Raw genomic sequence first — 23,441 nt, forward strand, 5'->3', positions numbered from 1 at the left:
TCTGGGCTCTCCCGGGGACTCAGGTGGTCGGCTCCCCGCTGTGTTCCCGAGCGAAGCAGTCGAGGACGAGCTTCGCGCCGCCCAGGACGACGGGGCCGATGAACAGGCCGACGGCGCCGAACACGGCGAGCCCGCCGAAGATACCGATGACGATGGTCGTGGAGTTGAACGCGCCGGTTCGACCGATCAGCGCGGGCCGGAGGTACGTGTCCGAGAAGGTGATGATCAGGCCGTACACGACTATCACCGCGCCGGCGACCGGTCGTCCGACCGCGAGGAGATACACCGCGGCCGGGACCCACACGCCGAACGAGCCGACGAGCGGGAGCAGCGTCAGCACGAACGTGGCGACCGTGAGGAAGATCACGGCGGGGAGGCCGGCGATCGCGAGCCCGACGCCGAGCAGCACCGCCTGAATGGCCGCGACGGCGACGTTTCCGACGACCGACGCCCACATGAGCTGATCTAATCCCTCGCGGAGCTCGTCCGAGACCTCCTCGTCGATCGGCAGCACCCACTGGACCCACGCCACGAACTCCTCGCCGTCGCGCAACAGGGCGAAGAGGACGAACAGCATGATGGTCAGTCCGATGAACAGTCTCGGTAAACTCCCGACGAGATCGATCGCCCCCGACGTGATCTCCTGGAGGCTGGTCGCGATCCGTTCCTGATTCGATTCGTACAGGGCGGCGAGGTCGACCCGGTATCCGATACCCTCGAGGAACTCCTCGATCGACGCGAGGTCGAGCTGCCCGTCCCTGACGGCGCTCACGACCCTGAGCGACTGCTGGACGGCGATCGTGAGGAGATAGATGATCGGGATCAACACGAAGATCAGCGCGGCACCGACGACGCCGATCGCCGCGACCGTGGGCCTGACGTGCTCCTCGGCTCGCTGCTGGACGGGAAACAGGATGTACGCGAGGACCACGCCGAACAGCGCGAACTGGAGGTACGGCAGCAGGACGAACAGAGCGAGGAGACTGCTCAGCAGGGCGAGTGCGACCAGTCCTGGTTGCCCCACGAGCCACGCCGGGGGGCCGGGTCTACCTGACATACCGGGGATGGGACGGAGGCGGGTATTCGTTCACGGGTGTGATACGTCGTCTCACCGCCCGGTGTCGTACTTATACGTGGCCGACTCGGGATCGATCCCGAAGTCCTCCGCGGTCTCCTCGACGTCGTCTGCGGCGGCGTCCGCCGGCTCGGCCGTCTTGAACGCCTCGCGGAAGCGATCAGCCATCTCGAACTCGTCGACCGGGAGCCGCAGGCCAACGACGTCCCCGCTCAAGAACTCGCGCTTCTCGTCGAGACGGTCGGAGAGCGCGGGCGGCAGCTCTTCGGTGGCGACTTCCTCGAAGCCGAACTGCGTCAGGTAGTCGGGCTGGTCGGTGAGGACGTACACCGTCTCGAACCCGTCCGCGGCCGCGGTGTCGACGAGCCGCTCGACCACGTGCGCGCCGACGCCGCGGCCGCGCCACTCGGGGAGCACGCCGATCCCGGTGAGCTCGATCCGGTTCTCCTCGCCCTCGTCGCCGCGGTGGAGCCGGAGTCGGCCGAATCCGGCCCTATCACCCGACTCCTGGTCGACCGCGATTACGTAATCCCGTGACCGGAAGGCGACGTCGTCGAGCCCGAGTTGCTCGATCGCGTCCAGTAACCACGCCTCGTCACGGTTCTTGGCGTCGCGGACGTACATGGTCGACTGTACGCCGGCCGACGTAAAAACGGTTCCCCGCGCCACGTCGCCGTCGGCGACCGCCCCTTAAATCCCCTGGCCCATCAAATGGCTGCGCAGGACGTCAGGGGTTTTGAGCCCAGCGTCGCTGTTGATCAGGACGACCGTCTCGTCGCCGTCGAAGAATCCGTTCTCGTTGAGCACCCACGCCCCGGCCGGCGCGGCGCCGCCGGTGGCGCCCATCTCCATCACCTCGTTCTGCGCGACGGCGACCGCGCTCGCGAGGATGTCTTCGTCCTCGACGCCGACCGCCGTCCCGCCACTCTCCGTGACAGCCTCGATCGCAGCCGCGCCGCCGGCGGGGTCGGCGATCTCGAGTTCGCCGCAGATCGTGTCGGGCGTCCCCCACGGCTCCGGCTCGTCGAGTCCGCGCTCGACCGCCGCCGCGATCGGCGCGCAGCCAGCCGCCTGAGCGGCGACAATCTTCGGGACCGCGTCGATCGCGCCGACGCGCTCCAGTTCGGTGAATCCCTTATAAATGCCGGCGACGACCTCACCGGATCCGGTCGGCACGACGACGACGTCGGGGGCCGCGTCGAGTTCGGCGACCAGTTCGAACGCGAGCGTCTTGACGCCGTCGTGGCGGAACGGCGTCGCGAACTCGCCGAGGTCGGTGTAGTCGGTCTCCAACTGCTCGTCGACGGCGTCGACCGCGTCGGGGAAGCGCCCGCCGACCACGCGCATGTCGCCCCCGTGAACGTTCGTCATCGCCTTGTTCGAGAACGCACACCGCGAGGGGACGAACGCGTACGAGCGCAGGTCCGCGCGGCCCGCGTACGCCGCCATCGACTGCCCGGCGTTGCCGGGGCTCGCGCACGCGAGCGGTTCGACGTCGGCCCCCTCGGCTGCCCGCGCCGCGACCGCCGTGAGCGCGACGGAGAGCCCGCGGTCGAGCACGGTACCCGTCGGGTTCCGGCCCTCGTCTTTCACGTAGACGGCGTCGACGCCGAGTTCGTCGGCGAGACGCTCGGTCGGCACGAGTGGCGTGGCGCCCTCTCCCGCCGTGATTGCGGTCTCGGCCGGGAACGGAAGCAGCGCGTCGAACCGCCAGTGGCCGCGGCCCGGCGTCGCCGGCCCGCCTCGCGGAGCCCCGAGCAGGGCCTCCGGGTCGACCGCGTCGTAGTCGTAGGCGGGGTCGAGCCCCCGCGCCTGTTCCTCGGCCGACACCGTCGTCGGGTCGGCCGTCTCGTGGACGCGACCCGACGCGTGACTCTCCAGCCCGCGGAACGCCGTCGTCGTCTCCGTCGACTCCATAGCGTCCCTTGCGTCGGCGGCGACTAATCGCTTCCCTCTCGAAGGTGGACCGCGAGCGAAGTGTCACGGTGCCGGGCGGCGAGGGTGGGGAGACGTGCGGCAGCCGTGCGGGTAGCGCGACTCCTCGCGACTGGCTTTCGGAGCGGTGCTCCGCCGTCGCTCTGCCATCAACGGCCGCTTATAAGCCCGCAACCCGATACACCGCGTATGAACGGAGACGTCACCGTCGTCGGCGGCGGCCTCGCCGGACTGGTCGCGGCGAGCCGACTCGCCGAGGCGGGCGCGGACGTGACGCTGTACGAGCGACGGCCCGGGGTCGGCGGACGGGTGCGAACCGAGACCGTCGACGGGTTCACCCTCGACCGCGGCTTCCAGGTGCTGTTCACGAGCTACCCGGCGGTCGCGAGCGAACTCGACGCCGACGCGCTCGACGTCCGGCGGTTCGCTCCGGGCGCGACGATCTGCCGGCCGGGCTCGCGCTCGGTCCTCTCTGACCCCTTCCGGGACCCTCGGGGGGCACTCCCGTCGCTCCGCAACGACGAGGTCATTTTCTCGGACAAACTACGGACGCTCGCGCTCCGGTACGACCTCGCGAAGCGGGACGAGAGCGACTTCTTCGCCGGTCAAGACGTTTCCATCCGCGAGTACCTGCGCGACTGGGGGTTCGCCGACGACTACGTCGAGCACTTCGTCGAGCCGTTCTACGGCGGGATCACGCTCGACCGGAGCCTCGCCACCTCGAAGCAGGTGTTCGAGTACACGTTCCGCGCGATGGGCCGCGGCGCCATCGGAGTCCCCGCCGAGGGGATGCGGGCGATTCCCGACGCGCTCGCCGCCAGAGCCCGCGAGGCGGGCGTGGCTATCGAGACGGGCGCCGACGTGGAGTCGGTTCGTATCGCGGGACAGGGTCGCATCCCGTTCCGTACCGGACGCGGCGACGTCGAGGGCGCCACCGTCGAACTCGCGGATGGGTCGACGCACGAGACAGATGCGGTCGTCGTCGCGGCGACCCCGCCCGAGGCCCGCCGGCTCACGGGCGTCGAATCGATCCCCACGGAGGGCGTCCCGAACGTGACCGGCTGGTACGCGCTCCCGGCCGGGGAGTCGTTCGAGACCGGAAAGCGCATCCTGCTCAACGCGGCCGAGGAGTCGCCGAACGCCGTCGTACCAATGTCGGAGGTCGCACCCGAGTACGCTCCCGACGACCGGGCACTGCTCGCCGCGACGTTCCTCGGCGAGGTCCCGCTGGATAGGCCAGCCGACTCGCTCCGCGACGACGTTCGCGACGCCCTGGAGGCGTGGTACCCGGACCGCGACTTCGGCGGACTGGAGACCGTCGACGTCCATCGGATCCGGTTCGCGCAGTTCGCGCAGCCGCCGGGCGTCCACGCCGACCTCCCCGACCCGGACGACCCCGAGGGGCCAGTTGTCCTCGCCGGCGACTACACCGAGTGGTCGTCGATTCAGGGGGCGCTGGAAAGCGGTCGAACGGCCGCCGATGCGGCGGGCGAGCACTTATAAGAGCCGACCGGCGGGCGAGTACTGAGACGGAGAGCGGCGCGTCCAGACCTACTCGTCTCGGCGGAACGACCCCTCGCCGTGTTCCTCGACCGCCGCGAGCAACTCGTCGCGCTGGCGACGGATCTCGATCGGGAGGTCGTCGTACGCGTAGTCGAACATGTCGCTCGGATCGGCCTCGACGGACTCCGCGAAATCGATCGCGTCGGCGACGACCTCGTCAGCCGTCTCGCGGATCGCTGCGACGTCCTCGTCGTCGATCCGCCCGGTCTCACGCAGGAAGCTCTCCATTCGGTCGATCGGATCGAGCGCGCGCCACGGGTCCACGTCGTCGGGGTCGCGGTAGGCGGTCGGGTCGTCGGCGGTGGTGTGCGCGCCGAAGCGGTACTCGACGAACTCGATGAGTGCTGGGCGAGGGGCGTTGGAGTCGTCCCCCGATTCGTCGCGGTCTGCGGTCCCTCGGGCGCGCGCCGCCGCCTCCCGGGTGACCGCGTAGCTCGCGAGCGGGTCCATCCCGTCGACGCGGACGCCCTCGAAGCCGTACGCGGCCGCTTTCTGTGCGAACGTGTCGCTCGCGGTCTGGCGCGACTCGGGGATCGATATCGCCCAGCCGTTGTTGTGACAGCAGAACAGCGTCGGCGCGTCGAAGACGCCCGCGAAGTTCATCGCCTCGTGGAAGTCGCCCTCGCTGGTCGCGCCGTCGCCGAAGTGCGCGGCGACGACCCGGTCCTCGTCCCGGTAGTCGAACGCCCACGCGGCGCCGACCGCGTGCGGGAGGTGCGCCGCGATCCCGATGTTCAGCGGGAAGACGTTGCCCTCTGCGATAGCCTCGGTCCCGGACTCGTGGCCCATCCAGTAGGGAAGGTACTCCGAGAGCAGATCGCGCACGACCACCGCCCCGTGCTCGCGGTACTGGTAGCTGATCAGGTCGTCGTCCGCGAGCGCGTGAGTCGACCCGACCGCCGACCCCTCCTGGCCCGCACAGGGCGCGTACGTCCCGATGCGCCCCTGCCGCTGGAGGCTCACCGCGCGCTCGTCGAAGCGACGGGTGACGACCAAGTCCCGATAGATCGCGCGGAACTGCTCGTCCGACAGGTCGGGGACCGTCGCGTCGGGCAGGGGACTCCCGTCCGGGCCGAGCACGCGGTAGACGTCCGCGTCGGCGAGCGGGTCGGCGAGCGAATCGGGGGAGCCGGCGGCGTCGACGCCGTTCTCGTCCATGGGCGATCGGTGTGCGCGCGGGTCACAAGGAGTTAGCGGTCTCGGCGGCGTCCGATCGCCCCCGACTCCGCCGCCGCGCGTACGTGATTGGCAGGCCGACGAGGCCGCCCGCGACGCCGGCCGCGCCGAGCACGAACCCGACGAGCAGCGGGACCGGCCCCGCCGTCAGCATCTCGACGCTCCAGACCGAGACGAACCGCGCGGTCCAGACGACGCCGGTGAGCAGCGCGGTGAGCAGTCCGAAGGCGACCCCGCGAGCGTACGTGACGGTCCCCGGTCGCTCGATGAGCGCCCACCAGACGCCCGCGCCGGCGACGAGCGCCGGCGTCGCGAGAAGCGGCATCGAGAGCGCGGACGGGAGGCCGATCACCTCGGCGAAGAGCCCGAGCGCGTCGGAGAGCAGGAACGCCGTGAGGGTGGCACAGCCGAACGCGTAGCCGCCGGCGATCAGCGCCCACCGCTGCGGAGACGAGAGTCCCGACTCGGACCGGAGAGCGTCGTCCATACCCGGAAGACACAAACGCGGAATAAAGGTTTTCTCGTGGGTGAAACGCCGATTTGCGCCTCCGCCTACGGCGTGATCACGGCGCGCCCGTCGATCTCGCCGTGTTCGAGCTTCTCGGCGACCGCGTTCACGTCGCCGAGGTCGTACCGGCTGGTGTGGAGGTCGACGTCGCCCTGCTCGACGAGCGCGACGAGCTCCTGTAGCTCCGCGTACCGGCCGACGATGTTGCCGACGAAGGAGAACTCGCCGTTCACCAGCGCCTGCGCCGGCTCGTGGATGTGCCCGCCGTAGCCGATGATGTGGTGGTTGCCGCCGGCGGCGGTGATGTCGGGCGCGTACCCGGTGGTGACGTCCTCGCCGACGAAGTCGAGCACCTGCGCGGCTCCCGTCCCGTCGGTGATCCCCTCCAGTTCCGCGCGGACGTCGACCTCGCTCGGGTTGACGAGGTGCTCCGCGCCGTAGCTATCCGCGAGCGACAGGGCGGACTCCTTCACGTCGACCGCGGTGATGCGCGCCGCGCTCATCGCGTTGAGACACTGGAGCCCGATGTGACCGAGCCCGCCGACGCCGATGACGACCGCGTGGTCGCCGGGGTTGAGGTCCGCGACAGCCTTCTTGGCCGCGTGGTACGCCGTGATACCGGCGTCGGCGTGCGGGGCGATGTCGATCGGTTCGACGCCCGACGGGAGTGGGATCACCGAGCGCTCGCTGGTGTGGAGATACTCGGCGAAGCCGCCGTCGGTGGTGAGCCCGTTGAACGCGTCGTTCTCGCAGTACATCGTCTCGCCGAGTCGGCAAGGGCGACAGGTGCCGCAGGTCTGAACCGGGTGACAGATCACCGGGTCGCCCACGGAGACTATCTCGACGTCTTCGCCCGTCTCGACCACCGTCCCCGCGTTCTCGTGGCCGAGCGTCAACGGCAGTTCCTGCGGGACGTACTCGGTCCACATCCCCTCGATGATGTGGTTGTCTGTCTGGCACCACCCCGCGCCCTCGACCTCGACGATCACGTCGCTCGCTCCCGTCGCGGTCGGGCGGTCTACCTCGTCGATACTCAGCCCTTCGCTCATGTCGTCCGTGTACTCGTGGAGTCTGGCAGCCTGCATGTGACATAATGACTAGTACCCATCATCATAAACGTTCGTTACGTTGTCGTGTTCTTCCGGTGCCGGAGGGCTCAGGGGAACGTCTGAACGTCGACTCGACCGTGAATGAGAAACTTGTTCGTAATTTACCTGAACGATCCTTATGATTATGTGTTGTCGTTCCTCATACGTATTCGTATGTACGAGAAAGACGGCGAGGAGATTTTCGTCATCGACGGTCACGTTCATCTGTGGGACGCGCGGCAGGAGAACATCATCCACGAGGGGGGCGAGCAGTTCCTCCAGTGTTTCTACGACTACCACACCGGGTTCACCCCGGAGGAGGAGCAGTGGGACATCGACACGTATCGACACTACGGCGCCGACAAGATGACTGAGGACCTGTTCGGGAACGCGGCGGCGGACATGGCCATATTCCAACCGACGTACCTCGACGACTTCTACGACGAGGGGTTCAACACGACGGAACAGAACGCGGAACTCGCGGAGGAGTATCCCGAACGGTTCGTGCTCAACGGGAGCTTTGACCCCCGCGACGGCGAGGAGGGACTCCGCTACCTCGAACACCTCAAGGAGGAGTACGACATCCCCGGTGTGAAGCTGTACACCGCCGAGTGGCGCGACGACTCGAAGGGCTGGCGGCTCGACAGCGACGACGCCTTCGAGTTCCTCGAGAAGTGTGCGGACCTCGGTATCGAGAATATCAACGCCCACAAGGGGCCGACGATCCGCCCCCTCAACCGTGACGCGTTCGACGTGAAAGACATCGACGACGCCGCCTCATCGTTCCCGGAACTCAACTTCATCGTCAACCACGTCGGGCTCCCGCGGCTCGACGACTTCTGCTGGATCGCCGCGCAGGAGCCGAACGTGTACGGCGGCCTTGCGGTCGCCTCCGCGATGTCGACCCACCGGGAACGGAAGTTCGGCGAGATTATGGGCGAACTCCTGTTCTGGCTCGGCGAGGACCGGATCCTGTTCGGCTCCGACTACGCGCTGTGGAACCCCGACTGGCTCGTCGACCAGGTGATGAACGCGGAGCTCACCGACGAGCAGAAAGACGAGTACGGCGTCGAACTCGACGTCGACACCATGAAGAAGATCATGGGCGAGAACGTCGCGGAGCTGTACGACATCGACATCGAGGAGAAGAAGCGGCAGTTCCGCGACGACGACATCACCGAGCGGTTCGACCTCGGGGCCCACTACGGCGGCGACGCGGGGGCCGCGGCGGACTGATGTCGGGGAGCCGCAGAGACGCCGGTGGTGATCCTCGCGGAACGGCGGCGGTCCGCGATCGGCTGGACCGCGTCGAGGATCCTGAGCTGGCCCGCTCCATCGTCGAACTCGACTACATCGACGCTATCGAGGTCGACGGCGGCCGCGTCGAGGTCAGGTTCACGCTCCCGACGGCTTGGTGTTCGCCGGCATTCGCGTGGATGATGGCGACCGACGCCTGCGACGAGGTCGAGGCGCTCGACTGGGTCCACGAGGCCCGGATCGAGCTCTGTGATCACATGCACGGCGAGGAGATAACCGCCGGCGTCAACGCCCGTGACGGCTTCGGGGAGACGTTCCCGGACGCCGACGGAGACGTTGCCGCGGTCCGCGCCGCCATCGCCGATAAGGCCCGCGTCTCCAGGCAGCGCGAGGCGGTCCGAGTCCTGCTCGACGCGGGGGTCGGCCCCGAACAGGTCGTCTCGCTCGTCCGCGCCGACCTGACCGTCACCGGGGACGAGGCGCACGTCGACGTCGGCGGGCTGTCGGTCGTCGTCGACGCCGAGCCCGTGGCCGACTACATCGACCGCGTCGAGACGAGCGGACACGTCACGGCGCCCGACGATACGCTGTTCTTGACGCCAGAAGGCGACCAAATTCCCGCGGACGAACTGGACGTGGTGCAGAAACGCTCCCGGCTCGCGACCGTGAACATGGGCGGACAGGGCGCCGTCTGCGACGCGCTGCACCGCGCGCGTCACGGGTCCGAGGGCCCGGACGGCTCCGGTCCGTCGTATATCGACCAGTCGCCCGATCAGTCGACGTACGACGGCGACGTGGATGAGTTCACGTCGACGTGGACGGTCGGCACGGACGACTGATTCGCGGTCGGGTTCCCAGCCTCAGCGGATCGGTCCGAGTCCGCCCATTCCGCCGCCGGCACCACCCGTCCCACCGTCTTCGTCGGGCTCGCCGTGGCCCTCCTTCTCCAGTCCGTGTCGACCCTTCGCGGCCCACTCGTCGCGGTCCCAGCCGCACGCCGGACACTCCCCCTCGCCCCAGTCGAAGGGGTCGCCGCAGCCGAGACAGGCGTTCTCCGTGTTCATAGCACACAGTACGCACGAATGACTAAAAGCGTTCACAACATTCCGCGGAACGCGCCGAGCGGCGGGAACTCGAGCGGTTCCCCGGCGTTTCCGCCGGCGCCGTCGCCCGCGCCGTCCGCGTCGCCTGCCTTCGAATCGAACACTACCGGAGCCAGTTCGTCCGCGTCAGTGACGAGCGGGGAGTCGAACGCCCCCGTCCGAATGTTGTTGACGGCCACGCCCGGGGCGAGCCGAGTGAACGCGGGGAGCACGAGGAGGTCGGCGCCGCGGTAGACCCCATCGCCGCGGAGGAAGCACGGGCGACGGTCGCCCTCTATCTCGATGGTCGGATGGACGTGTCCGATCACGTACCGGTCCGCCGCCGTCGTCGGCGCCTCGTGGCCGTGACAGACGACGGTGCGGGGAGCGTCGGCGGCGTCCAGCACGTACGCCTCGTGAACCGGCCCCTCCCACGCGCTCGCGAGGGCGGCGTCGTGGTTTCCCGCGACGAGTTCGAAGGCGGCCCCGTTCGCCCTGCACACCTCTCGGAGCGCGGCCAGCGTTTCGAGACTCCGGTCGCTCACTCGGTCGAAGGTGTGCACGACGTCGCCGGCGACGACGACGGTCTCGGGATCGAATCGCGTCACGAGCCTCTCAAGCCGTCCGACGAGGTCCTCGCGCTCGCCGAGCGGGAGCGACACCGCCGAGGCCTCCCCGCGACCGACGTGCAGGTCGGCGAGGACGAGTGCGTCGTGCCGGTCGAAGTACGCCGCGCGCTCATCGAACGTCGTCGTCGTCATTGGGCGTCTCCAGTCATCGGGCGTCTCCAGTCATCGGGCGTCTCCAATCATCGGCCGAATCCCGTCGGTGGGTCGGCGCGATCGGACCGCCCGGTCCGTGCGGCCGGACGCCCCTGCCCGGCTCCGCCGTCCGCGTCGCCGGCGTGATTGCGGGCAGTCGCGTACGCCTCGCGGACGCGGCGGAACGACTCCTCGTCGCCGCCCTGGTCCGGGTGGGTCTCCTTGACACGATCGCGGTAGGCGCGTTTCACCTCGTCGGCGTCGGCGTCGCGGTCGACGTCGAGCTCCGCGAACGCGGCGGCGACGGGGTCGCGACCGCTGTTCCTGGACGGTCGACTGGGGCCCCAGTCGGGTTCGACCACGTCGAAGGGGAGTCGGCGACCCAGCCCCCGTCCCGGCATCTCGTGTTCGCAAAGGACGGTGTAGACGCCCTCACCCTCAAGTTTGAAGTAGTCGTGCGCGTCGAAGGTGATGGCGACCTCGCGCTCGGGGAGGTAGAAGGGGACGGTCACCTCGCCGAGCGCGTGGTCCTCGCGAAATCGCTCGCCGATCGCCGTCAGGTATTCACGGATCTCCCGCCGCCGGCGGTCGTCGCCTGCGTCGGTCCGATCGCCGCCGGCCGCGGCGACGCCGGGGGCAACGAATCGATTGCCGAGGTAGAAGGCGACGGCTGCGAGCGTAGAGGCGAGCCCGCCGAGCGCGACCCCCAAGAGGACCCACGTCGGCACCACGCTGATGAACTCGACGACCACGACCAAAGTTACGGCTCGGCGCGTATCAACCTCTCGCCGGGACGCCAGACGCGGCGAGCGACGCGCTGGGCGTGCGCGGTCACTCCGAGAGAATGGGCGTCGCCGGGCTCAGATCATCCCCTTCGACTCGAGGCCGTCGAGGATGTCGTCGACGAGTTCTTCGGCGGTGTCGTAGGGGAACTCCTGTTCGTTGCCGAGCTTCGCCGCCATCTCCATCGCCGTGAGGCTCACGTCGCCGGCCTCGAACTTCGTGGCGGGGCCGTCCGGGAGTGCCGGGACGAGGTCCATCTGGTTCTTGACGGGGAAGTCGGCGCCGCCGAACGCGTCTAAGAACTGTTCGCGAAGTTCCGCTCTAACGTCACTCATACTCTCCCATCCCGCGAGCCGCCGCAAAAGCGTTGCGGAACAACGGTAAACAAGTTTGAGGTTTGTAAACGACCGCGGGGGGCTGACGGCCCGCTGCGAGTCGTCTCCGAGAACAGCGACGGCCGTGCCGGAACCTCCGATCCTTTGTCGCTGGGCGGCAACTGTCGCCCATGTCGTTCGACTTCGACTTCGACCTGCTCCGAGAGTTGACCGAGGCCCGCGGCGTCCCGGGCTACGAGGACGACGTCCGCGAGATCGTCCGCCGCGAGTTCGCCGACATCGCCGACCGCGTTCGCACCGACGCGATGGGGAACGTCGTCGGGACCGTCGAGGGGGACTCGGACTATTCGGTCGCGATCGCGGCCCACATGGACGAGATCGGCTTCATGGTCCGGCACGTCACCGACGAGGGGTTCGTGCAGGTCGACCCGCTCGGCGGGTTCGACGCCCGCGTGCTCCGCGCCCAGCGCGTCACTGTCCACGGCGACGAGGACCTCACCGGCGTCATCGGCTCCGTGCCGCCCCACACGCTCACGGACGAGCAGAAGGAGGCGGACGACGAGGTCTCGGACGTGTTCATCGACCTCGGGCGCGACGGCGAGGACGTGGCCGACCTCGTGAGCGTCGGCGACCTCGTCACGCTCGACCAGACGACGACGCGCATGGGCGACCGCGTGACCGGGAAGGCGCTCGACGACCGGGTCTGCGTGTTCGCGATGCTGGAGGCCGCCCGCCGGATCGACGGCCCCGACGTGACGATCCACTTCGCGGCGACCGTGCAAGAGGAGGTGGGGCTTCGGGGGGCGAGCGCGCTCGGCGTCGACATCGACCCGGACCTCGCCGTCGCCTTAGACGTCACCGTCGCCAACGACGTCCCGCAGATCGGTGAGCCGGCCGACGCCGTCACCGAACTCGGCGAAGGGACCGCGATCAAGCTCAAGGACTCCTCCGTGATCACCAGCCCGAAGGTCCATCGGCGTCTGACCGACGTGGCCGAATCGGCAGATATCGACCACCAGCACGAGGTGTTGCCCGCGGGCGGTACCGACACCGCCGGTTTCCAGAACACGGCCGGCGCGAAGCCCGTCGGCGCCATTTCGATCCCGACGCGGTACCTCCACACCGTGACTGAGACCGCCGCCGGCGAGGATATCGAGGCGACGATAGATCTGCTGACCGCGTTTCTCGACTCCGAGACCGGCGAGCACGACTACACCTTATAAACAACCCCGCGGTGGTGCGCGCCCCTCGCGGACGGGCGTCGGAGGCGATCACCGCCGCTACACCGCTGATTCTTAATAAATAAGCGGCCGGAAGATCGTCGGCCTCCGTCATCGCAATAAACGAAGCGTCGTGACGAAAGCGTCGTGACGAACGATGCGACCACTTCAGATAGCGTCTCGCCGGACTGCTTATTACCCGCCGCCCGAACGACCCTGCGTGGACGAACTCGTCGTGAGAACCGATGTGTACGCCGACCCCGAGGAGGTGTACGAGTTCCTGCTCGACTTCCCGGGGTACGCCCGCTACTCGAAGTACCTCGATGACGTGCGGACGGTCGAGGGCGACGGCGGCCCGGGCACCCGCTACGCGCTCAGATTCGCATGGTGGAAGATCACCTACACGGCCCACTCGCTGGTGACGGGCGTCGATCCCCCCGAGCGGATCGACTGGGAGATCACGAAGGACATCGACGCTGGCGGCTGTTGGCGCGTGACCCCGCTCGATTCGGCGGACGACTCGGCGGACGATTCCGCGGACGACGTGCCCGACGGCTCCCGCTGCGAGGTCGCACTGGAAGTCGAGTTTGATCCGGGGTCGGCGAGCCCGGCGGCGCTCGACCTCCCGCGTCTCGTCTCTTTCGACTGGGTGGTGAAGAAGGCGGTCCCGCTCATCCGGGCCGAGGCGGAGCGGGTGGTCCAACGCGCCGTACGGGACCTGGAGGGGTCGAATCGCACCGTCGACCTCGACGTCTACGTCGACTCCGAACGGATCTGAGGGAGTGGACTCGAGGACGCGACGCGCGCGAGTGAGTCGGCGTCCGCGCCGTCGCCGAGTCGAAGGCCTTAATATATCCAGCGGGGAACGATGGAACGCGTACGAGGGCTCGTAGATCAGTGGTAGATCATCCCCCTGGCACGGGGAAGGCCCGGGGTTCAAATCCCCGCGAGTCCACTTCTTCACTCACTCCGTTCGTTCAGTCGCTACCTCGCGATACCGTTTCCTACCGCTCACTGGATCCCCGCGAGTCCATGTTTCTTCGCCACTCGTGAGGTCGGCGTCGCCGCCGGACCGGCCGCGACCTTCGCACGGCGGGCGTCGAATTACGAAGCCCCTCTCGAGCGTCTCACCGAAATGTATTATAGCTGGTAGTATCGTGTATCTCCGCTCCGATCACCGGTGATACCTCGGTGTGAGTTTCGAGCGGTGCATTTTCAGTAAACTCCGTTCTGGCCCCCGAAACGTACGTTTTCTATGAAATACCAACTATCGATTGCGTTCGTAGCGGGCAAAAAGAACGTCTTTAACAGGTATATATAAATATATTTAATATCGTATAGAACGATTATAAAGCATGGTCAAATGGATGGCTGTACTGTACGGAATGATCGCCTCGTTCGTCATCGGAATCGTCAGCGGACTCGGACTACCGTTCACGGACGCAACGCTGCCGGTCGTCGGCTTCGGTGTCAGCGGCCTCATCGCGGGCGGCGTCGCCGGCTACGTCGCCGATGAGGGACTCAGCGGGGGCGCCCTGCACGGGCTCCTCGCGACCACCCTCGGGGGGATCGTCGTGGCGATCGCGGTAATCGCCCTCGGCGCCCTTTCGGCCGGTCTCGCCGGCCTCGGCGTCGGTGCCGCCTTCCTGGTCGTCATCTTGGCGTCCGGGATTCCCGGTGCGGTCGGTGGTGCGATCGCCGGTATGATGCACCCCGAGGAGGAGGTCCGCGGTCGTCCGACCGCCTGAGTTCGGCGGTCGCGACCCGGTCCGACACTGCTTTTTTATACATGCTTCGTTCCGCCGAGCCACCGCAGCACCTCGCCGCGCCGGTCGAGCAGCGTCCCGAGGTGGTCGGTCTCGGTGGTCGTGAGCGTCACGTCGCTCTCGTCCGTGAGGGCGCGCACGGCCGAGAGCGGCGCGTTCTCGTCTCGCGTTCCGTGCCAGGCGCGGACCGAGGCCGGCGCGCGGTCGATCCCGGTCCACTCGCTCCCGAACGAGCGGTTCTCTCGGGCGGCCGCCGTCGCGCCCTGCCGGAGCGCCTCGTGGAAGTCGTCTGCGACCGTCTGCGCGACACCGTCTGACACCGAGCGGTCGGTGTACTGCCCGACCACGGCGTCCGGTCCTGCGACCGACGCGTACGCCCTCGTCAGCCGAAAGAGCAGGCGGACGGCGAACGGGACCCGCGCGAGTTTCACGAGACCGACGTCGGCCGGCGGGACGACGGTGCTCACCAGCGCGACGCGGTCCGCGCGCTCGGTCGCCGCGGCCGCGAGCGCGAACGGGCCGCCGCCGGAGAACCCCGCGACCCCGCATCGCTCGACCGACTCCGCATCGAGGAGCCTCTCGAGATCTCGTCGCCAGTCGCGCCAACTCCAATCGTCCGGCGGCGGCGACGACCGTCCGTAGCCCGGCCGGTCCGGGACGAGGAGTCGAACGCCCTCGATCGCGGCGGCGTCAGCGAGGAGCGACGCGAACAGCCGCGACCCCGGCGTTCCGTGGTGCGCGACGACCGGCGTCCCGTCCTCGTCGCCGGCGACGGCGTAGGTGAGCGTCCGGCCGTCCGAGAGCGTGCACGTCTCTGTCGAGAGCGCGGCGGAACGGTCCGCCCGCCGGGAACTCCGTTGCATGACTCGTTTTTTTCGTCTCCGTCGGTATAACGGGTCGGGAGTCCCAAATCGCTCTCTTAGCCTCCGTTGATTCGGTCGGTCACGCCTCGACTGACATCGGTGTTACCGCGGATTGATGCGGGACGCTCACGTGAACCAATGTATGGCTACACACGAGGTCACGGCGGAGCCTCCCGACAGCCTGGTACACGCGACGGGTTGGGACCACGTCACGCTGATCGGCAGCAACGCCGACGAAACGGTCGCGTTCTATCGAGACGTACTCGGGCTTCCTCTGGTGATCAGGCAGCCGAACCTCGACCGCGAGGAGGTCGAACACCTCTTTTTCGACGCGGGCGACGGACGACTGGTCACCTTCTTCGTCGACGAGACGCGCGACTCCGTCGAGACGCAGAAGCCCGGAATCGGCGCGGTCCATCACCTCGCGTTCAGCGTCGAGCCGGACGAGCTCCCGGCGATCCGCGACCGTCTGCTCGACGCCGGCCACGAGGTGAGCGAGTTCGACCGCGGCGCCTTCCACTCGCTGTACACCCACGACCACAACGGGCTCGTTATCGAACTCGCCGCCGACAAGTTCGAGGTCCCGGACGACCGGAAAGGCGAGGTCCTCGCGCACGCGCAGGCGGCCCGCGTCGCCGCCGGCGACGAGTACATCGCGACGGAACATCTGGAGGCCGCTATCGAGGAGCTCGGCCTCCCGGTGGAGCGGTACGACCTCCCGGACGCCGCGACCGGTCGAGATTTCTGACGACGCGATGGAACTCAGATCGGCCGTCCTCGACTTTTTCGCCTGCAACGAGGCGAGCGTCCGGAGCGCGCTCTGCGACCTCCTCGACATTCACTCCGACGCCGACTCGTCCCGCGGCGCCCGACCCTGTATCCGCCGCGCGGCCAGCACGAAGAGTCCCGTCCCGATCAGGTAGAGCCGCCAGCCGGCGTTTGCGATCGGGAAGATACGGTTGACCGGTTCCTCGGTCACCTCGTCCGGGTCGCGCGGCTCGACCGGATTGTTGACGTGCACCGTCTCCGTGGTTCCGGTCGGTCCCGCGTCGACCGTCCGCGTCCCGGTCTCCGGATCGATCCGCAGGTCGACGAACGTCTGGACGAACCCGTCCGCGGTCGAGAGCAGTATCTCGCCGTCGAGCCGGAGGAACTGATCACGGAGCGGCCACAGGTAGTTTACCCCGTCGAGGTGGACCCAATCGAGCGCCACGTGCGCGAAGACGTGCGCGAACAGCGCGGCCCACGCGACGGCGACCCACCGCGGCGACAGGCGCGCACGCACGGCGGAGCGCTCGCGAATCCGCGTGTCGTAATACAGGAGGAGCGCGGCGACCGCGGGGATCACGAGCGTGTGGCCGACGGTCCGGTGGGCGCCGGGCATGAGCGGGCCGAGGAAGCTGTCGGCCTCGGGCGCGACGACGACGACGAGCAGGACCGCGATCGCCCGGCGGTCGAATCGGTCGTCGAGCAGCCCGGCGGCGAGCAGCACGGCGAACCCGGCGTGGACTATCGTCGAGACCATCTATCGGGCCACCACGGTCTCGTCGCCGTCGCCGGCCGCGGAGCGTTCCTCGTCCGCGTCGCGCTCGCTCTCCGTCGTCCGCCGGTTCGTCGCCCACCGGAACCGAACCGCCAGCAGCGCGGCCGCGGCGACGACGACGACCAGCTGCCAGCCGGTTCGAACGAGGTGGAACTCGCGGTCGGCACCGAGTGAGAGCCCCGGTCGCCCGTCCGGGTTCGCGAACGTCGAAAGCGCGTACGATTCGGTCGTCCCGAGCGTCTCCAAGGGGAGGAGACCCGGTCCCTGCGCCCCAACGGAGACGAACGTCTGGACGACCCCGTCCCGCGTCGAGAGGACGAACCCGCCGTCGACGAGGTAGTAGGCGTCGGCGAGCGGGTACAGCAGATTCACGCCCTCGCGACCGAACAGGTCGGGGGCGATGCCGGCGACGAGAAACGCCGCGAGCGCGACCCACGCGATCCGGACGCCGCGCCAGCCGACGCGTTCGCGGAGCCGCGAGGCGCCGCGCGTTCGGGTGTCCCAGTGGAGGGCGACGCCGACCGCGAGGGGGAGCCAGACGGCGTGGAGGAGGGCGTTCGTCGCGCCGGGGATCGCGAGGCTCGCGACCGCGTCGAGGTCGGGGAGGACCGCCGCCGCAACGACGACCGCGACCGAGCGCCGGTCGAACGCGGCGCCCAAGAGGGCGGCCGCGAGGAGGGCGCCGAAGGCGGCGTTGACCAGCGTCGGTGCCATACCCGTCCTACGACCGCACGCGAATAAGTCGCTCGGGCCGGCCCCTCGGTCAGCGGTCGTCGTTGCGGTCGGCGGGACCGCGGTCGGTCTCGCCGCGGTCGGGCGGCGCGGGATCCTTGACGAACTCGAAGTCGCCGACGTCGGACTCGCGATCGGCCGTCGGTACCCGCGCCGACGCCATCGACTCCGGGCGACCGAGGAGCGAAACCGCCATTCGTCGGGCGACGTAGGCGACGAGATTCGCGACGTGAAGCGCGAGTAGGACCCCGACGACCCCGACCGGGAGTGCGACCAGTGCCTCCGGAAGAGTGTCGATCGCCCACGTCACCGGCTCGCCGTTGACCTCGCCGAAGTCGGTCGTGTACGGGTAGCGGAGGGGGGCGACGACCAGCGGCAGCGCGCTCGCCAGCAGGAACAGCGGAACGAACGCGAGGACGCTGACCCAGAACTTGAGCGAGACGAACCCGAGCCCCGTCCACGTCGACTGGGCGTCGGTGTACTTCCGCACGCCGCCGAGCGCGCCCTCGGCGGCGGCGAGGTCGTTCGGACGACGCAGGCTCGTCCCGAGGAGCGCGTTCGCGAGCCGACGTTCCAACCCCGCGGCGAGCCGGGCGCCGATCAGGGTCGCGAACAGGATCACGAAGCCGACGAGCGCGACCGAGAGCGCCAGTCCGAACGCGACCCCGAACGCGAACAGCGTCCAGTAAGCGAACCCGAGCGGGACCGCGAGCAGCAGGTACAACAGGTGTCTGTACGTTCGACCGTCGGCGACGACGCCGACGAACGGGAGGGCGGAGGGCTGACGGAGAGAGACCATGCGCGGCCGAAAACGGTTCGTCTGTCGACATAAATCGGTCGCTCTCGGCACCGCGAACGGGACTCGGTCGGGCGTGGGGGCCGCGTCCGCCGCGGCTCACTCAGCCGATGAAGAAGTCGACCGCGTTCCCCGTCGACTGTCCCTTATAAAGCTCCGAGTAGCCGCAGTCCGCGCAGGAGACCACCACGAACGTGCGGTTCTGCACGTCGAACAGCTTCGTGAGGCCGCTCCCGCTGGTGGCTATTTCGTCGGTCTCCGTCTCTTCGCCGCCGCACTTCGGACAGCCGTCGCGGCCGTCGCCGAAGTCCACCGCGCCCGGATCGACCGTCGCGTCGTCGCCGGACTGCGCCGGACGCTGAGTCGAGTCGTTGCCGAACACCGAATACTCCACGTCGTCGTCGTTGTCGGAGGGCATCGATCTCACGTTCCACGGAGAGATATAAACTCCTTTTGCCGCCGAGGCTCCTCCACGTTCTCTACTCGTCGATTTCGTCGACGAGGTCGTCGGCGACGCCGACGTATCCCGCCGGCGTCAGGGCCCGGAGCTCCTCGCGCACGCTCTCGTCGACGTCGAGGTCACCGAACAGGTCGCGGAAGTCGTCGAGCGTCACCGACTGCCCCCGAGTCAGTTCCTTCACGCGTTCGTACGCGTCGATGTCCCCCTCGCGACGGAGGATCGTCTGAACGGCCTCGCCGATGACCTCGGGCGTCGCCGCCAACTCCTCGCGCATCACGGCCTCGTTCGGCACGACCTTCGCGAGTCCGTTCTCGGCCTTTCCGTAGCCGATGAGGCAGTGCGCGAGCGCGGCGCCGACGTTGCGCTTGACGGTGGAGTCCGACAGGTCGCGCTGCAGGCGCGAACTCGTCACGTAGTCGCCGAGGAAGGTGAGGTCGCTGTTCGCCTTCGAGAGGTTCCCCTCGCTGTTCTCGAAGTCGATCGGGTTCACCTTGTGCGGCATCGTCGACGACCCCGTCTCGCCCTCGACCGTCCGCTGGCCGAGATACCGGTCGGAAACGTAGAGCCACGCGTCCACGTCCAGGTCGAGGAGGACGTTGTTCACTCCCCGCAGCGCGTCGAACAGCGCCGCGAGGTCGTCACAGGGGTTCACTTGCGTCGCGAGCGGAGTGTGCTCCAACTCGAGCCCGTGCACGAACGACTCGGAGAACGCCGCCCAATCGACGTCCGGGTAGGCGGCGTCGTGGGCGGCGTAGGTGCCCGAGGCGCCCGCCAGCTTTCCTGAGAGGTCGCCGTTCGCGACGACGACCCGGCCGAGCGCGCGACCGAGTCGCGAGGCGTACACCGCCATCTCCTTGCCGAACGTCGTCGGCGTGGCGGGTTGGCCGTGGGTACGGGCGAGCATCGGCGTCTCGCGGTGCGCCTGCGCGAGGTCGACGAGCGAGTCCCGGACCTCGCGGACCGCGGGCACGAGCACCTCGCTCACCGCGGGTTTGAGCAGCAGTCGGTGCGCGAGGTTGTTGACGTCCTCGCTGGTGAGTCCGAAGTGGACCCACGGGTACAGCGCCTCGCTCTCGGCGATTGCTCCGGCGTCGGCCGCCTCGTCCAGTCGAACGCGCAGGAAGTACTCGACCGCCTTCACGTCGTGATTGGTCGCGGCGTACCCCTCGGCGCCCTCGACCTCCAGCGCCTTTATCAGGCGCGCGTCCTCGGCCGAGAACGATTCGTAGACGTCACGGAGGGCAGCCACGGCGTCGCTCTCGAGTTCGATCGGAGTCTCGTCGAGCGCGGCGAGTTCGATCAGGTACTCGACCTCGACGCGGGTCCGGGCGCGCATGAGCGCGGCCTCGCTCGCGTACGGCGACAGCGGCGCGGTGCGCGAAGCGTATCGCCCGTCGAGCGGCGAGACCGCCGCGAGGGGGTCCGACCGCGACAGGCCCGAGATGGCGTGGTCCGTCATATCCGCGACTGCCCTCGGAGCCAGCAAAAGCGTGTCGATGGCGTGACGCACGGACGTGGATAGGTCTCGCTTTTTCGTCCGGTGGGGGCGTCGATCCTATCCGCAAACGTGGGTATTTCGCGGTGCGGACCGCAATCGATATACGCGATCGGTCGGACCGTCCGCGTATGAAGATCGCCGGACTCGCGAGCAACCGGGGACGGAACCTCAGACACATCGCCGACGTCGCGCCGGGCGGCGCGGAGCTGTCGGTCGTCCTGACGAACCGGGAGCAGGCGCCCGTGTTGGAGGCGGCGACGGAGCGCCGGATCCCGACCGAGGTCGTCGAGCGCGACGAGGACGAGTCGCGCGCGTCCCACGAGAGCCGGATCCTCGACCGGCTCGCCGACTACGACTTCGATCTCGTCTGTCTCGACGGCTACATGCGGGTGCTCACCGACGAGTTCCTCGACGCGGCGCCTACGACGCTGAACGTCCACCCCTCGCTGCTCCCGGCGTTCCCCGGCATGGACGCCCACGAGCAGGTGCTCGACGCCGGCGTTCGGACGACCGGCTGTACCGTCCACGTCGTCACCGACGTCGTCGACGACGGGCCGATCGTCACGCAGGAGCCGGTCCCCGTTTACGCTGACGACGACGCGGAGTCGCTCAAAGGACGGGTCCTCCACGACGCGGAGTTCACCGCGTACCCGCGAGCGGTCCGGTGGTTCGCCGAGGGTCGCGTGACGGTCGAGCGCGAGGGCGGCGAGCCGACCGGCGTCACCGTCGAGGGGGACGCCGGCGGCGATTTCCCCGAGCGACGCTTCGTCTCCGAGGAGCGCGCCGAGACGCTGCGGTACGGCGAGAACCCGCACCAGGACGCGGCGCTCTACGCGGACGACGGCTGCGAGGAGGCGAGCGTCGTCGGCGCCGACCAGCTGAACCCCGGCGCGAAGGGGATGGGGTACAACAACTACAACGACGCCGACGCCGCTCTGAACCTCGTGAAGGAGTTCGACGAGCCCGCGGCCGCCGTGATCAAGCACACTAACCCCGCCGGCTGCGCGACGGGCGACGCGCTCGCCGACGCGTACGACCGGGCGCTCCGGACCGACGCGAAGTCGGCGTTCGGCGGTATCGTCGCGCTCAACCGCGAGTGCGACGCCGACACCGCGACCGCGGTCGCCGACTCGTTCAAGGAGGTCGTCGTCGCGCCCGGCTACACCGACAGCGCGCTCGACGTGCTCCGCGAGAAGAAGAACCTGCGCGTGCTCGACGTCGGCACGCTCGGCGAGGGCGAGAATCGTTTCGCGGAGCGGTTCACCGAGAAACCGATCGTTGGCGGCCGCCTCGTGCAAGAGCGCGACCTCCAGTCGCCGACTGCCGCGGACCTCGAGGTCGTCACCGAGCGGGAGCCCACCGACGATCAGTTGGAGACGATGACGTTCGCGTGGAAGACGCTCAAACACGTCAAATCTAACGGCATCCTGTTCGCCACGGGGACCGAGACGGTCGGAGTCGGCATGGGGCAGGTCTCCCGCGTCGACGCCGTGACGCTCGCGGCGATGAAAGCAGAGAAGGACGCCGAGGGGAAGTCCGCCGAGGGAGCCGTGATGGCCTCGGACGCGTTCTTCCCGTTCCCGGACGCCATCGAAGAGGCCGCCGAGGCGGGGATCGAGGCCGTGATCCAGCCCGGCGGCTCAGTCAACGACGAGGACGTGATCGCCGCCGCCAACGAGCACGACATGGCGATGGCATTCACCGGATTTCGCTGCTTCCGCCACGACTGAGCCGGAGTTCCCTGCCGGCTACTCGCCGCTGCCCGTTCCCGGCTTGACGGCGCTTGCCTCCGACTCGACGGCGCCGATACCGGCGATCTCGAACCGCGCTCCGCCCGCTGCGCTCTCGGTCACGGCGATGTCCCAGCCGTGCGCCGCCACGACCTGCTGGATGATCGTGAGCCCCAGTCCAGTGCCGGACGTCTCGGTGCTGTAGCCGTCGACGAACACGTCGTCGCGCTCGGCCTCGGGGATCCCTTCCCCGTCGTCCTCGACGTAGATCCCCGTTCCGTCCGGCAGGTCGCCGACTCGGACCGTTACGTCGGCACCGCCGTGATCGACCGCATTTCTGAACAGGTTCTCGAACACCTGCTGGAGACGGCTCCAGTCGCCGAGCGCGACGCGGGTGGTGTCGACCGACAGCGTCGCCGTCTCGGCGTCCACGAACGACCAAGACTCACGGGCGAGCGCACCGAGATCGATCTCCTCTCGCCCGCCGATCGTCTGGCCCTCGCGAGTGAGAAAGAGGAGGTCGTCGATCAGCGATTCCATCCGATCGACCGCGTCCCGGCATCGCTTGAAGTACTCCGGATCGCCGGTTTCCTCCGCTATGTCGAGGTACCCGTCGACGATCCCGAGCGGGTTTCGGATGTCGTGAGAGACGACGCGGGAGAACTCCTGTAGCTGATCGCGCTGTCGCTGCATCCGTTCAGTCGCCTGCTTATGGAACAGCTCGTAGCCCACCCACTGGGCCAGCAACTCCACGAACGTCTCCTCGTTCTCCGAGAAGGGGCGGTCCCGCGCCTCGGTGTCCGCGAAACAGAAGGTGCCGTACACCTCGCGGTTGACAACGACCTTCGCGCCGATGTACGCCTCCAGCCCGAACTCCTCGTAGGCGGCGTCGTCTTCCCACCCTTCCACGCGGGCGTGTTGGACCGTGAGGGCGCCATCGAGGTCGATAGTCCGCCTGCAGTACGCCTTCGACAGCGGGCAGCTCTGACCGGACTGCAGCAGCTCGTTGTCGCCGCGAGCGTCCACTATCATCTGTGTCTCGTCATCGATCTCGGTGAGGAAGCCGGCCTCCACGTCTAGGTATGAGCGCCCCAAGTCCAGCAGGTCCGGAAGCTTCTCCTCGAACGACCGCTCCTGATCGGCCGTGATCCGGTACATTCGGTGGAGGGCGTCACCCTCGGATACTCTATTTCTCATCGTCGATCACGACTGCGATGCTCTACCAGGGTCTCCCACGACATTAAACAGGATGGTACCGACGATCGAGATC

At 68.4% G+C, this 23,441-nt stretch carries 25 protein-coding genes and 1 tRNA gene; 9 read left to right on the forward strand and 17 right to left on the reverse strand.

Translation table 11 applies throughout. The features are described from left to right. Positions 1-19 precede the first annotated feature (19 nt). From ACNS84_RS01660 to ACNS84_RS01670, 3 genes are all read right to left on the reverse strand, one after another. Positions 20-1,057, reverse strand: a complete 1,038-nt coding sequence (locus ACNS84_RS01660; protein ID WP_435073108.1) for an AI-2E family transporter — start codon at positions 1,055-1,057, stop codon at positions 20-22. Positions 1,058-1,108: 51 nt separating this feature from the next. Then, on the reverse strand, positions 1,109-1,699 hold the full coding sequence (locus tag ACNS84_RS01665) for a GNAT family N-acetyltransferase (RefSeq protein ID WP_435073109.1): 591 nt from the start codon (positions 1,697-1,699) through the stop codon (positions 1,109-1,111). A gap of 66 nt (positions 1,700-1,765) precedes the next feature. After that, positions 1,766-2,992, reverse strand: a complete 1,227-nt coding sequence (locus ACNS84_RS01670) for a pyridoxal-phosphate dependent enzyme (protein WP_435073110.1) — start codon at positions 2,990-2,992, stop codon at positions 1,766-1,768. Between the two features lie 207 nt (positions 2,993-3,199). Here ACNS84_RS01670 and ACNS84_RS01675 point away from each other — a divergent pair, with 207 nt between their 5' ends. Then, entirely contained in the window at positions 3,200-4,513 is a 1,314-nt protein-coding gene (locus ACNS84_RS01675) for an NAD(P)/FAD-dependent oxidoreductase (protein ID WP_435073111.1), read from the forward strand. A gap of 48 nt (positions 4,514-4,561) precedes the next feature. Here ACNS84_RS01675 and ACNS84_RS01680 read toward each other — a convergent pair whose 3' ends face one another. The 3 genes from ACNS84_RS01680 to ACNS84_RS01690 all read right to left on the reverse strand — a co-directional run bounded on the left by ACNS84_RS01680 (position 4,562) and on the right by ACNS84_RS01690 (position 7,342). Further along, positions 4,562-5,731 carry a thiamine pyrophosphate-dependent dehydrogenase E1 component subunit alpha gene (locus ACNS84_RS01680; RefSeq protein WP_435073112.1) on the reverse strand — a complete coding sequence of 390 codons (1,170 nt, stop codon included), beginning with the start codon at positions 5,729-5,731 and terminating at the stop codon, positions 4,562-4,564. 22 nt (positions 5,732-5,753) lie between these two features. Then, positions 5,754-6,236, reverse strand: coding sequence for a hypothetical protein (locus tag ACNS84_RS01685; RefSeq protein ID WP_435073113.1), 483 nt, complete (start codon positions 6,234-6,236; stop codon positions 5,754-5,756). Positions 6,237-6,301: 65 nt separating this feature from the next. Further along, on the reverse strand, positions 6,302-7,342 hold the full coding sequence (locus ACNS84_RS01690; RefSeq protein WP_435073114.1) for an NAD(P)-dependent alcohol dehydrogenase: 1,041 nt from the start codon (positions 7,340-7,342) through the stop codon (positions 6,302-6,304). Positions 7,343-7,519: 177 nt separating this feature from the next. Between ACNS84_RS01690 and ACNS84_RS01695 the strand changes: the two genes are divergently transcribed. Both ACNS84_RS01695 and ACNS84_RS01700 read left to right on the forward strand, forming a co-directional pair. Next, positions 7,520-8,581 carry an amidohydrolase family protein gene (locus tag ACNS84_RS01695; protein ID WP_435073115.1) on the forward strand — a complete coding sequence of 354 codons (1,062 nt, stop codon included), beginning with the start codon at positions 7,520-7,522 and terminating at the stop codon, positions 8,579-8,581. Further along, positions 8,581-9,441, forward strand: coding sequence for an iron-sulfur cluster assembly protein (locus ACNS84_RS01700; protein ID WP_435073116.1), 861 nt, complete (start codon positions 8,581-8,583; stop codon positions 9,439-9,441). Before ACNS84_RS01695 ends, ACNS84_RS01700 begins: the two co-directional genes overlap by 1 nt. A 21-nt stretch (positions 9,442-9,462) precedes the next feature. On the opposite strand, the gene ACNS84_RS01705 is transcribed toward ACNS84_RS01700, so the two are convergent. The 4 genes from ACNS84_RS01705 to ACNS84_RS01720 all read right to left on the reverse strand — a co-directional run bounded on the left by ACNS84_RS01705 (position 9,463) and on the right by ACNS84_RS01720 (position 11,563). Continuing rightward, positions 9,463-9,666 (reverse strand): hypothetical protein, encoded by a 204-nt coding sequence (locus tag ACNS84_RS01705; RefSeq protein ID WP_435073117.1) that lies wholly within the window; start codon positions 9,664-9,666, stop codon positions 9,463-9,465. A gap of 32 nt (positions 9,667-9,698) precedes the next feature. Further along, positions 9,699-10,445: a metallophosphoesterase gene (locus ACNS84_RS01710; protein ID WP_435073118.1), complete on the reverse strand. Its 747-nt coding sequence runs from the start codon at positions 10,443-10,445 to the stop codon at positions 9,699-9,701. A gap of 47 nt (positions 10,446-10,492) precedes the next feature. Further along, the gene (locus ACNS84_RS01715) at positions 10,493-11,197 is read right to left on the reverse strand and encodes a J domain-containing protein (RefSeq protein WP_435073119.1); all 705 of its coding nucleotides are present in this window, start codon (positions 11,195-11,197) and stop codon (positions 10,493-10,495) included. Between the two features lie 108 nt (positions 11,198-11,305). Further along, positions 11,306-11,563, reverse strand: coding sequence for an MTH865 family protein (locus ACNS84_RS01720; protein ID WP_435073120.1), 258 nt, complete (start codon positions 11,561-11,563; stop codon positions 11,306-11,308). Between the two features lie 170 nt (positions 11,564-11,733). Here ACNS84_RS01720 and ACNS84_RS01725 point away from each other — a divergent pair, with 170 nt between their 5' ends. The 4 genes from ACNS84_RS01725 to ACNS84_RS01740 all read left to right on the forward strand — a co-directional run bounded on the left by ACNS84_RS01725 (position 11,734) and on the right by ACNS84_RS01740 (position 14,531). Beyond that, a complete protein-coding gene (locus ACNS84_RS01725) occupies positions 11,734-12,786 on the forward strand; it encodes a M42 family metallopeptidase (protein ID WP_435073121.1) in 1,053 nt (350 codons plus the stop codon). Between the two features lie 217 nt (positions 12,787-13,003). Beyond that, complete coding sequence (locus ACNS84_RS01730; protein ID WP_435073122.1) at positions 13,004-13,561, forward strand: SRPBCC family protein; 558 nt, start codon at positions 13,004-13,006, stop codon at positions 13,559-13,561. A 105-nt stretch (positions 13,562-13,666) separates the two neighbouring features. Further along, positions 13,667-13,738: transfer RNA gene (locus ACNS84_RS01735), tRNA-Ala, on the forward strand. A 400-nt stretch (positions 13,739-14,138) separates the two neighbouring features. Then, complete coding sequence (locus ACNS84_RS01740) at positions 14,139-14,531, forward strand: DUF5518 domain-containing protein (protein ID WP_435073123.1); 393 nt, start codon at positions 14,139-14,141, stop codon at positions 14,529-14,531. 35 nt (positions 14,532-14,566) lie between these two features. Here the strand turns inward: ACNS84_RS01740 and ACNS84_RS01745 are convergent, their stop codons facing one another. Next, positions 14,567-15,412: an alpha/beta fold hydrolase gene (locus ACNS84_RS01745; RefSeq protein ID WP_435073124.1), complete on the reverse strand. Its 846-nt coding sequence runs from the start codon at positions 15,410-15,412 to the stop codon at positions 14,567-14,569. A 142-nt stretch (positions 15,413-15,554) separates the two neighbouring features. On the opposite strand from ACNS84_RS01745, the gene ACNS84_RS01750 reads away from it, so the two are divergent. Then, positions 15,555-16,160, forward strand: a complete 606-nt coding sequence (locus ACNS84_RS01750) for a VOC family protein (RefSeq protein ID WP_435073125.1) — start codon at positions 15,555-15,557, stop codon at positions 16,158-16,160. 90 nt (positions 16,161-16,250) lie between these two features. Here ACNS84_RS01750 and ACNS84_RS01755 read toward each other — a convergent pair whose 3' ends face one another. The 5 genes from ACNS84_RS01755 to purB all read right to left on the reverse strand — a co-directional run bounded on the left by ACNS84_RS01755 (position 16,251) and on the right by purB (position 20,402). After that, complete coding sequence (locus tag ACNS84_RS01755; protein ID WP_435073126.1) at positions 16,251-16,937, reverse strand: metal-dependent hydrolase; 687 nt, start codon at positions 16,935-16,937, stop codon at positions 16,251-16,253. Then, positions 16,938-17,669 (reverse strand): hypothetical protein, encoded by a 732-nt coding sequence (locus ACNS84_RS01760; protein WP_435073127.1) that lies wholly within the window; start codon positions 17,667-17,669, stop codon positions 16,938-16,940. A 49-nt stretch (positions 17,670-17,718) separates the two neighbouring features. Continuing rightward, positions 17,719-18,486, reverse strand: a complete 768-nt coding sequence (locus tag ACNS84_RS01765; RefSeq protein ID WP_435073128.1) for a sensor domain-containing protein — start codon at positions 18,484-18,486, stop codon at positions 17,719-17,721. Between the two features lie 100 nt (positions 18,487-18,586). Continuing rightward, complete coding sequence (locus ACNS84_RS01770) at positions 18,587-18,901, reverse strand: zinc ribbon domain-containing protein (protein WP_435073129.1); 315 nt, start codon at positions 18,899-18,901, stop codon at positions 18,587-18,589. Between the two features lie 61 nt (positions 18,902-18,962). Continuing rightward, positions 18,963-20,402, reverse strand: a complete 1,440-nt coding sequence (gene purB, locus ACNS84_RS01775) for an adenylosuccinate lyase (protein WP_435073130.1) — start codon at positions 20,400-20,402, stop codon at positions 18,963-18,965. 167 nt (positions 20,403-20,569) lie between these two features. Between purB and purH the strand changes: the two genes are divergently transcribed. Then, positions 20,570-22,171 (forward strand): bifunctional phosphoribosylaminoimidazolecarboxamide formyltransferase/IMP cyclohydrolase, encoded by a 1,602-nt coding sequence (gene purH / locus ACNS84_RS01780; protein ID WP_435073131.1) that lies wholly within the window; start codon positions 20,570-20,572, stop codon positions 22,169-22,171. 18 nt (positions 22,172-22,189) lie between these two features. Here the strand turns inward: purH and ACNS84_RS01785 are convergent, their stop codons facing one another. Further along, positions 22,190-23,329 carry a sensor histidine kinase gene (locus ACNS84_RS01785; RefSeq protein WP_435073132.1) on the reverse strand — a complete coding sequence of 380 codons (1,140 nt, stop codon included), beginning with the start codon at positions 23,327-23,329 and terminating at the stop codon, positions 22,190-22,192. Positions 23,330-23,441 lie beyond the last annotated feature (112 nt).

Origin of the sequence: Halorubrum wangae, assembly GCF_051194135.1 — an archaeon.
In the GTDB taxonomy this organism is placed as follows: domain Archaea; phylum Halobacteriota; class Halobacteria; order Halobacteriales; family Haloferacaceae; genus Halorubrum.

What these genes read in the sequence shown, in the direction of transcription:
- ACNS84_RS01725 (WP_435073121.1), top strand. Translation starts at nt 11,734, where the DNA reads ATGTCGTTCGACTTCGACTTCGACCTGCTCCGAGAGTTGACCGAGGCC.
- ACNS84_RS01690 (WP_435073114.1), bottom strand. Translation starts at nt 7,342, where the DNA reads ATGCAGGCTGCCAGACTCCACGAGTACACGGACGACATGAGCGAAGGG.
- ACNS84_RS01685 (WP_435073113.1), bottom strand. Translation starts at nt 6,236, where the DNA reads ATGGACGACGCTCTCCGGTCCGAGTCGGGACTCTCGTCTCCGCAGCGG.
- ACNS84_RS01700 (WP_435073116.1), top strand. Translation starts at nt 8,581, where the DNA reads ATGTCGGGGAGCCGCAGAGACGCCGGTGGTGATCCTCGCGGAACGGCG.
- ACNS84_RS01710 (WP_435073118.1), bottom strand. Translation starts at nt 10,445, where the DNA reads ATGACGACGACGACGTTCGATGAGCGCGCGGCGTACTTCGACCGGCAC.
- ACNS84_RS01660 (WP_435073108.1), bottom strand. Translation starts at nt 1,057, where the DNA reads ATGTCAGGTAGACCCGGCCCCCCGGCGTGGCTCGTGGGGCAACCAGGA.
- ACNS84_RS01675 (WP_435073111.1), top strand. Translation starts at nt 3,200, where the DNA reads ATGAACGGAGACGTCACCGTCGTCGGCGGCGGCCTCGCCGGACTGGTC.
- ACNS84_RS01750 (WP_435073125.1), top strand. Translation starts at nt 15,555, where the DNA reads ATGGCTACACACGAGGTCACGGCGGAGCCTCCCGACAGCCTGGTACAC.
- purB (WP_435073130.1), bottom strand. Translation starts at nt 20,402, where the DNA reads ATGACGGACCACGCCATCTCGGGCCTGTCGCGGTCGGACCCCCTCGCG.
- ACNS84_RS01695 (WP_435073115.1), top strand. Translation starts at nt 7,520, where the DNA reads ATGTACGAGAAAGACGGCGAGGAGATTTTCGTCATCGACGGTCACGTT.
- ACNS84_RS01755 (WP_435073126.1), bottom strand. Translation starts at nt 16,937, where the DNA reads ATGGTCTCGACGATAGTCCACGCCGGGTTCGCCGTGCTGCTCGCCGCC.
- ACNS84_RS01770 (WP_435073129.1), bottom strand. Translation starts at nt 18,901, where the DNA reads ATGCCCTCCGACAACGACGACGACGTGGAGTATTCGGTGTTCGGCAAC.
- ACNS84_RS01670 (WP_435073110.1), bottom strand. Translation starts at nt 2,992, where the DNA reads ATGGAGTCGACGGAGACGACGACGGCGTTCCGCGGGCTGGAGAGTCAC.
- ACNS84_RS01680 (WP_435073112.1), bottom strand. Translation starts at nt 5,731, where the DNA reads ATGGACGAGAACGGCGTCGACGCCGCCGGCTCCCCCGATTCGCTCGCC.
- purH (WP_435073131.1), top strand. Translation starts at nt 20,570, where the DNA reads ATGAAGATCGCCGGACTCGCGAGCAACCGGGGACGGAACCTCAGACAC.
- ACNS84_RS01760 (WP_435073127.1), bottom strand. Translation starts at nt 17,669, where the DNA reads ATGGCACCGACGCTGGTCAACGCCGCCTTCGGCGCCCTCCTCGCGGCC.
- ACNS84_RS01785 (WP_435073132.1), bottom strand. Translation starts at nt 23,329, where the DNA reads ATGTACCGGATCACGGCCGATCAGGAGCGGTCGTTCGAGGAGAAGCTT.
- ACNS84_RS01745 (WP_435073124.1), bottom strand. Translation starts at nt 15,412, where the DNA reads ATGCAACGGAGTTCCCGGCGGGCGGACCGTTCCGCCGCGCTCTCGACA.
- ACNS84_RS01740 (WP_435073123.1), top strand. Translation starts at nt 14,139, where the DNA reads ATGGTCAAATGGATGGCTGTACTGTACGGAATGATCGCCTCGTTCGTC.
- ACNS84_RS01720 (WP_435073120.1), bottom strand. Translation starts at nt 11,563, where the DNA reads ATGAGTGACGTTAGAGCGGAACTTCGCGAACAGTTCTTAGACGCGTTC.
- ACNS84_RS01665 (WP_435073109.1), bottom strand. Translation starts at nt 1,699, where the DNA reads ATGTACGTCCGCGACGCCAAGAACCGTGACGAGGCGTGGTTACTGGAC.
- ACNS84_RS01765 (WP_435073128.1), bottom strand. Translation starts at nt 18,486, where the DNA reads ATGGTCTCTCTCCGTCAGCCCTCCGCCCTCCCGTTCGTCGGCGTCGTC.
- ACNS84_RS01705 (WP_435073117.1), bottom strand. Translation starts at nt 9,666, where the DNA reads ATGAACACGGAGAACGCCTGTCTCGGCTGCGGCGACCCCTTCGACTGG.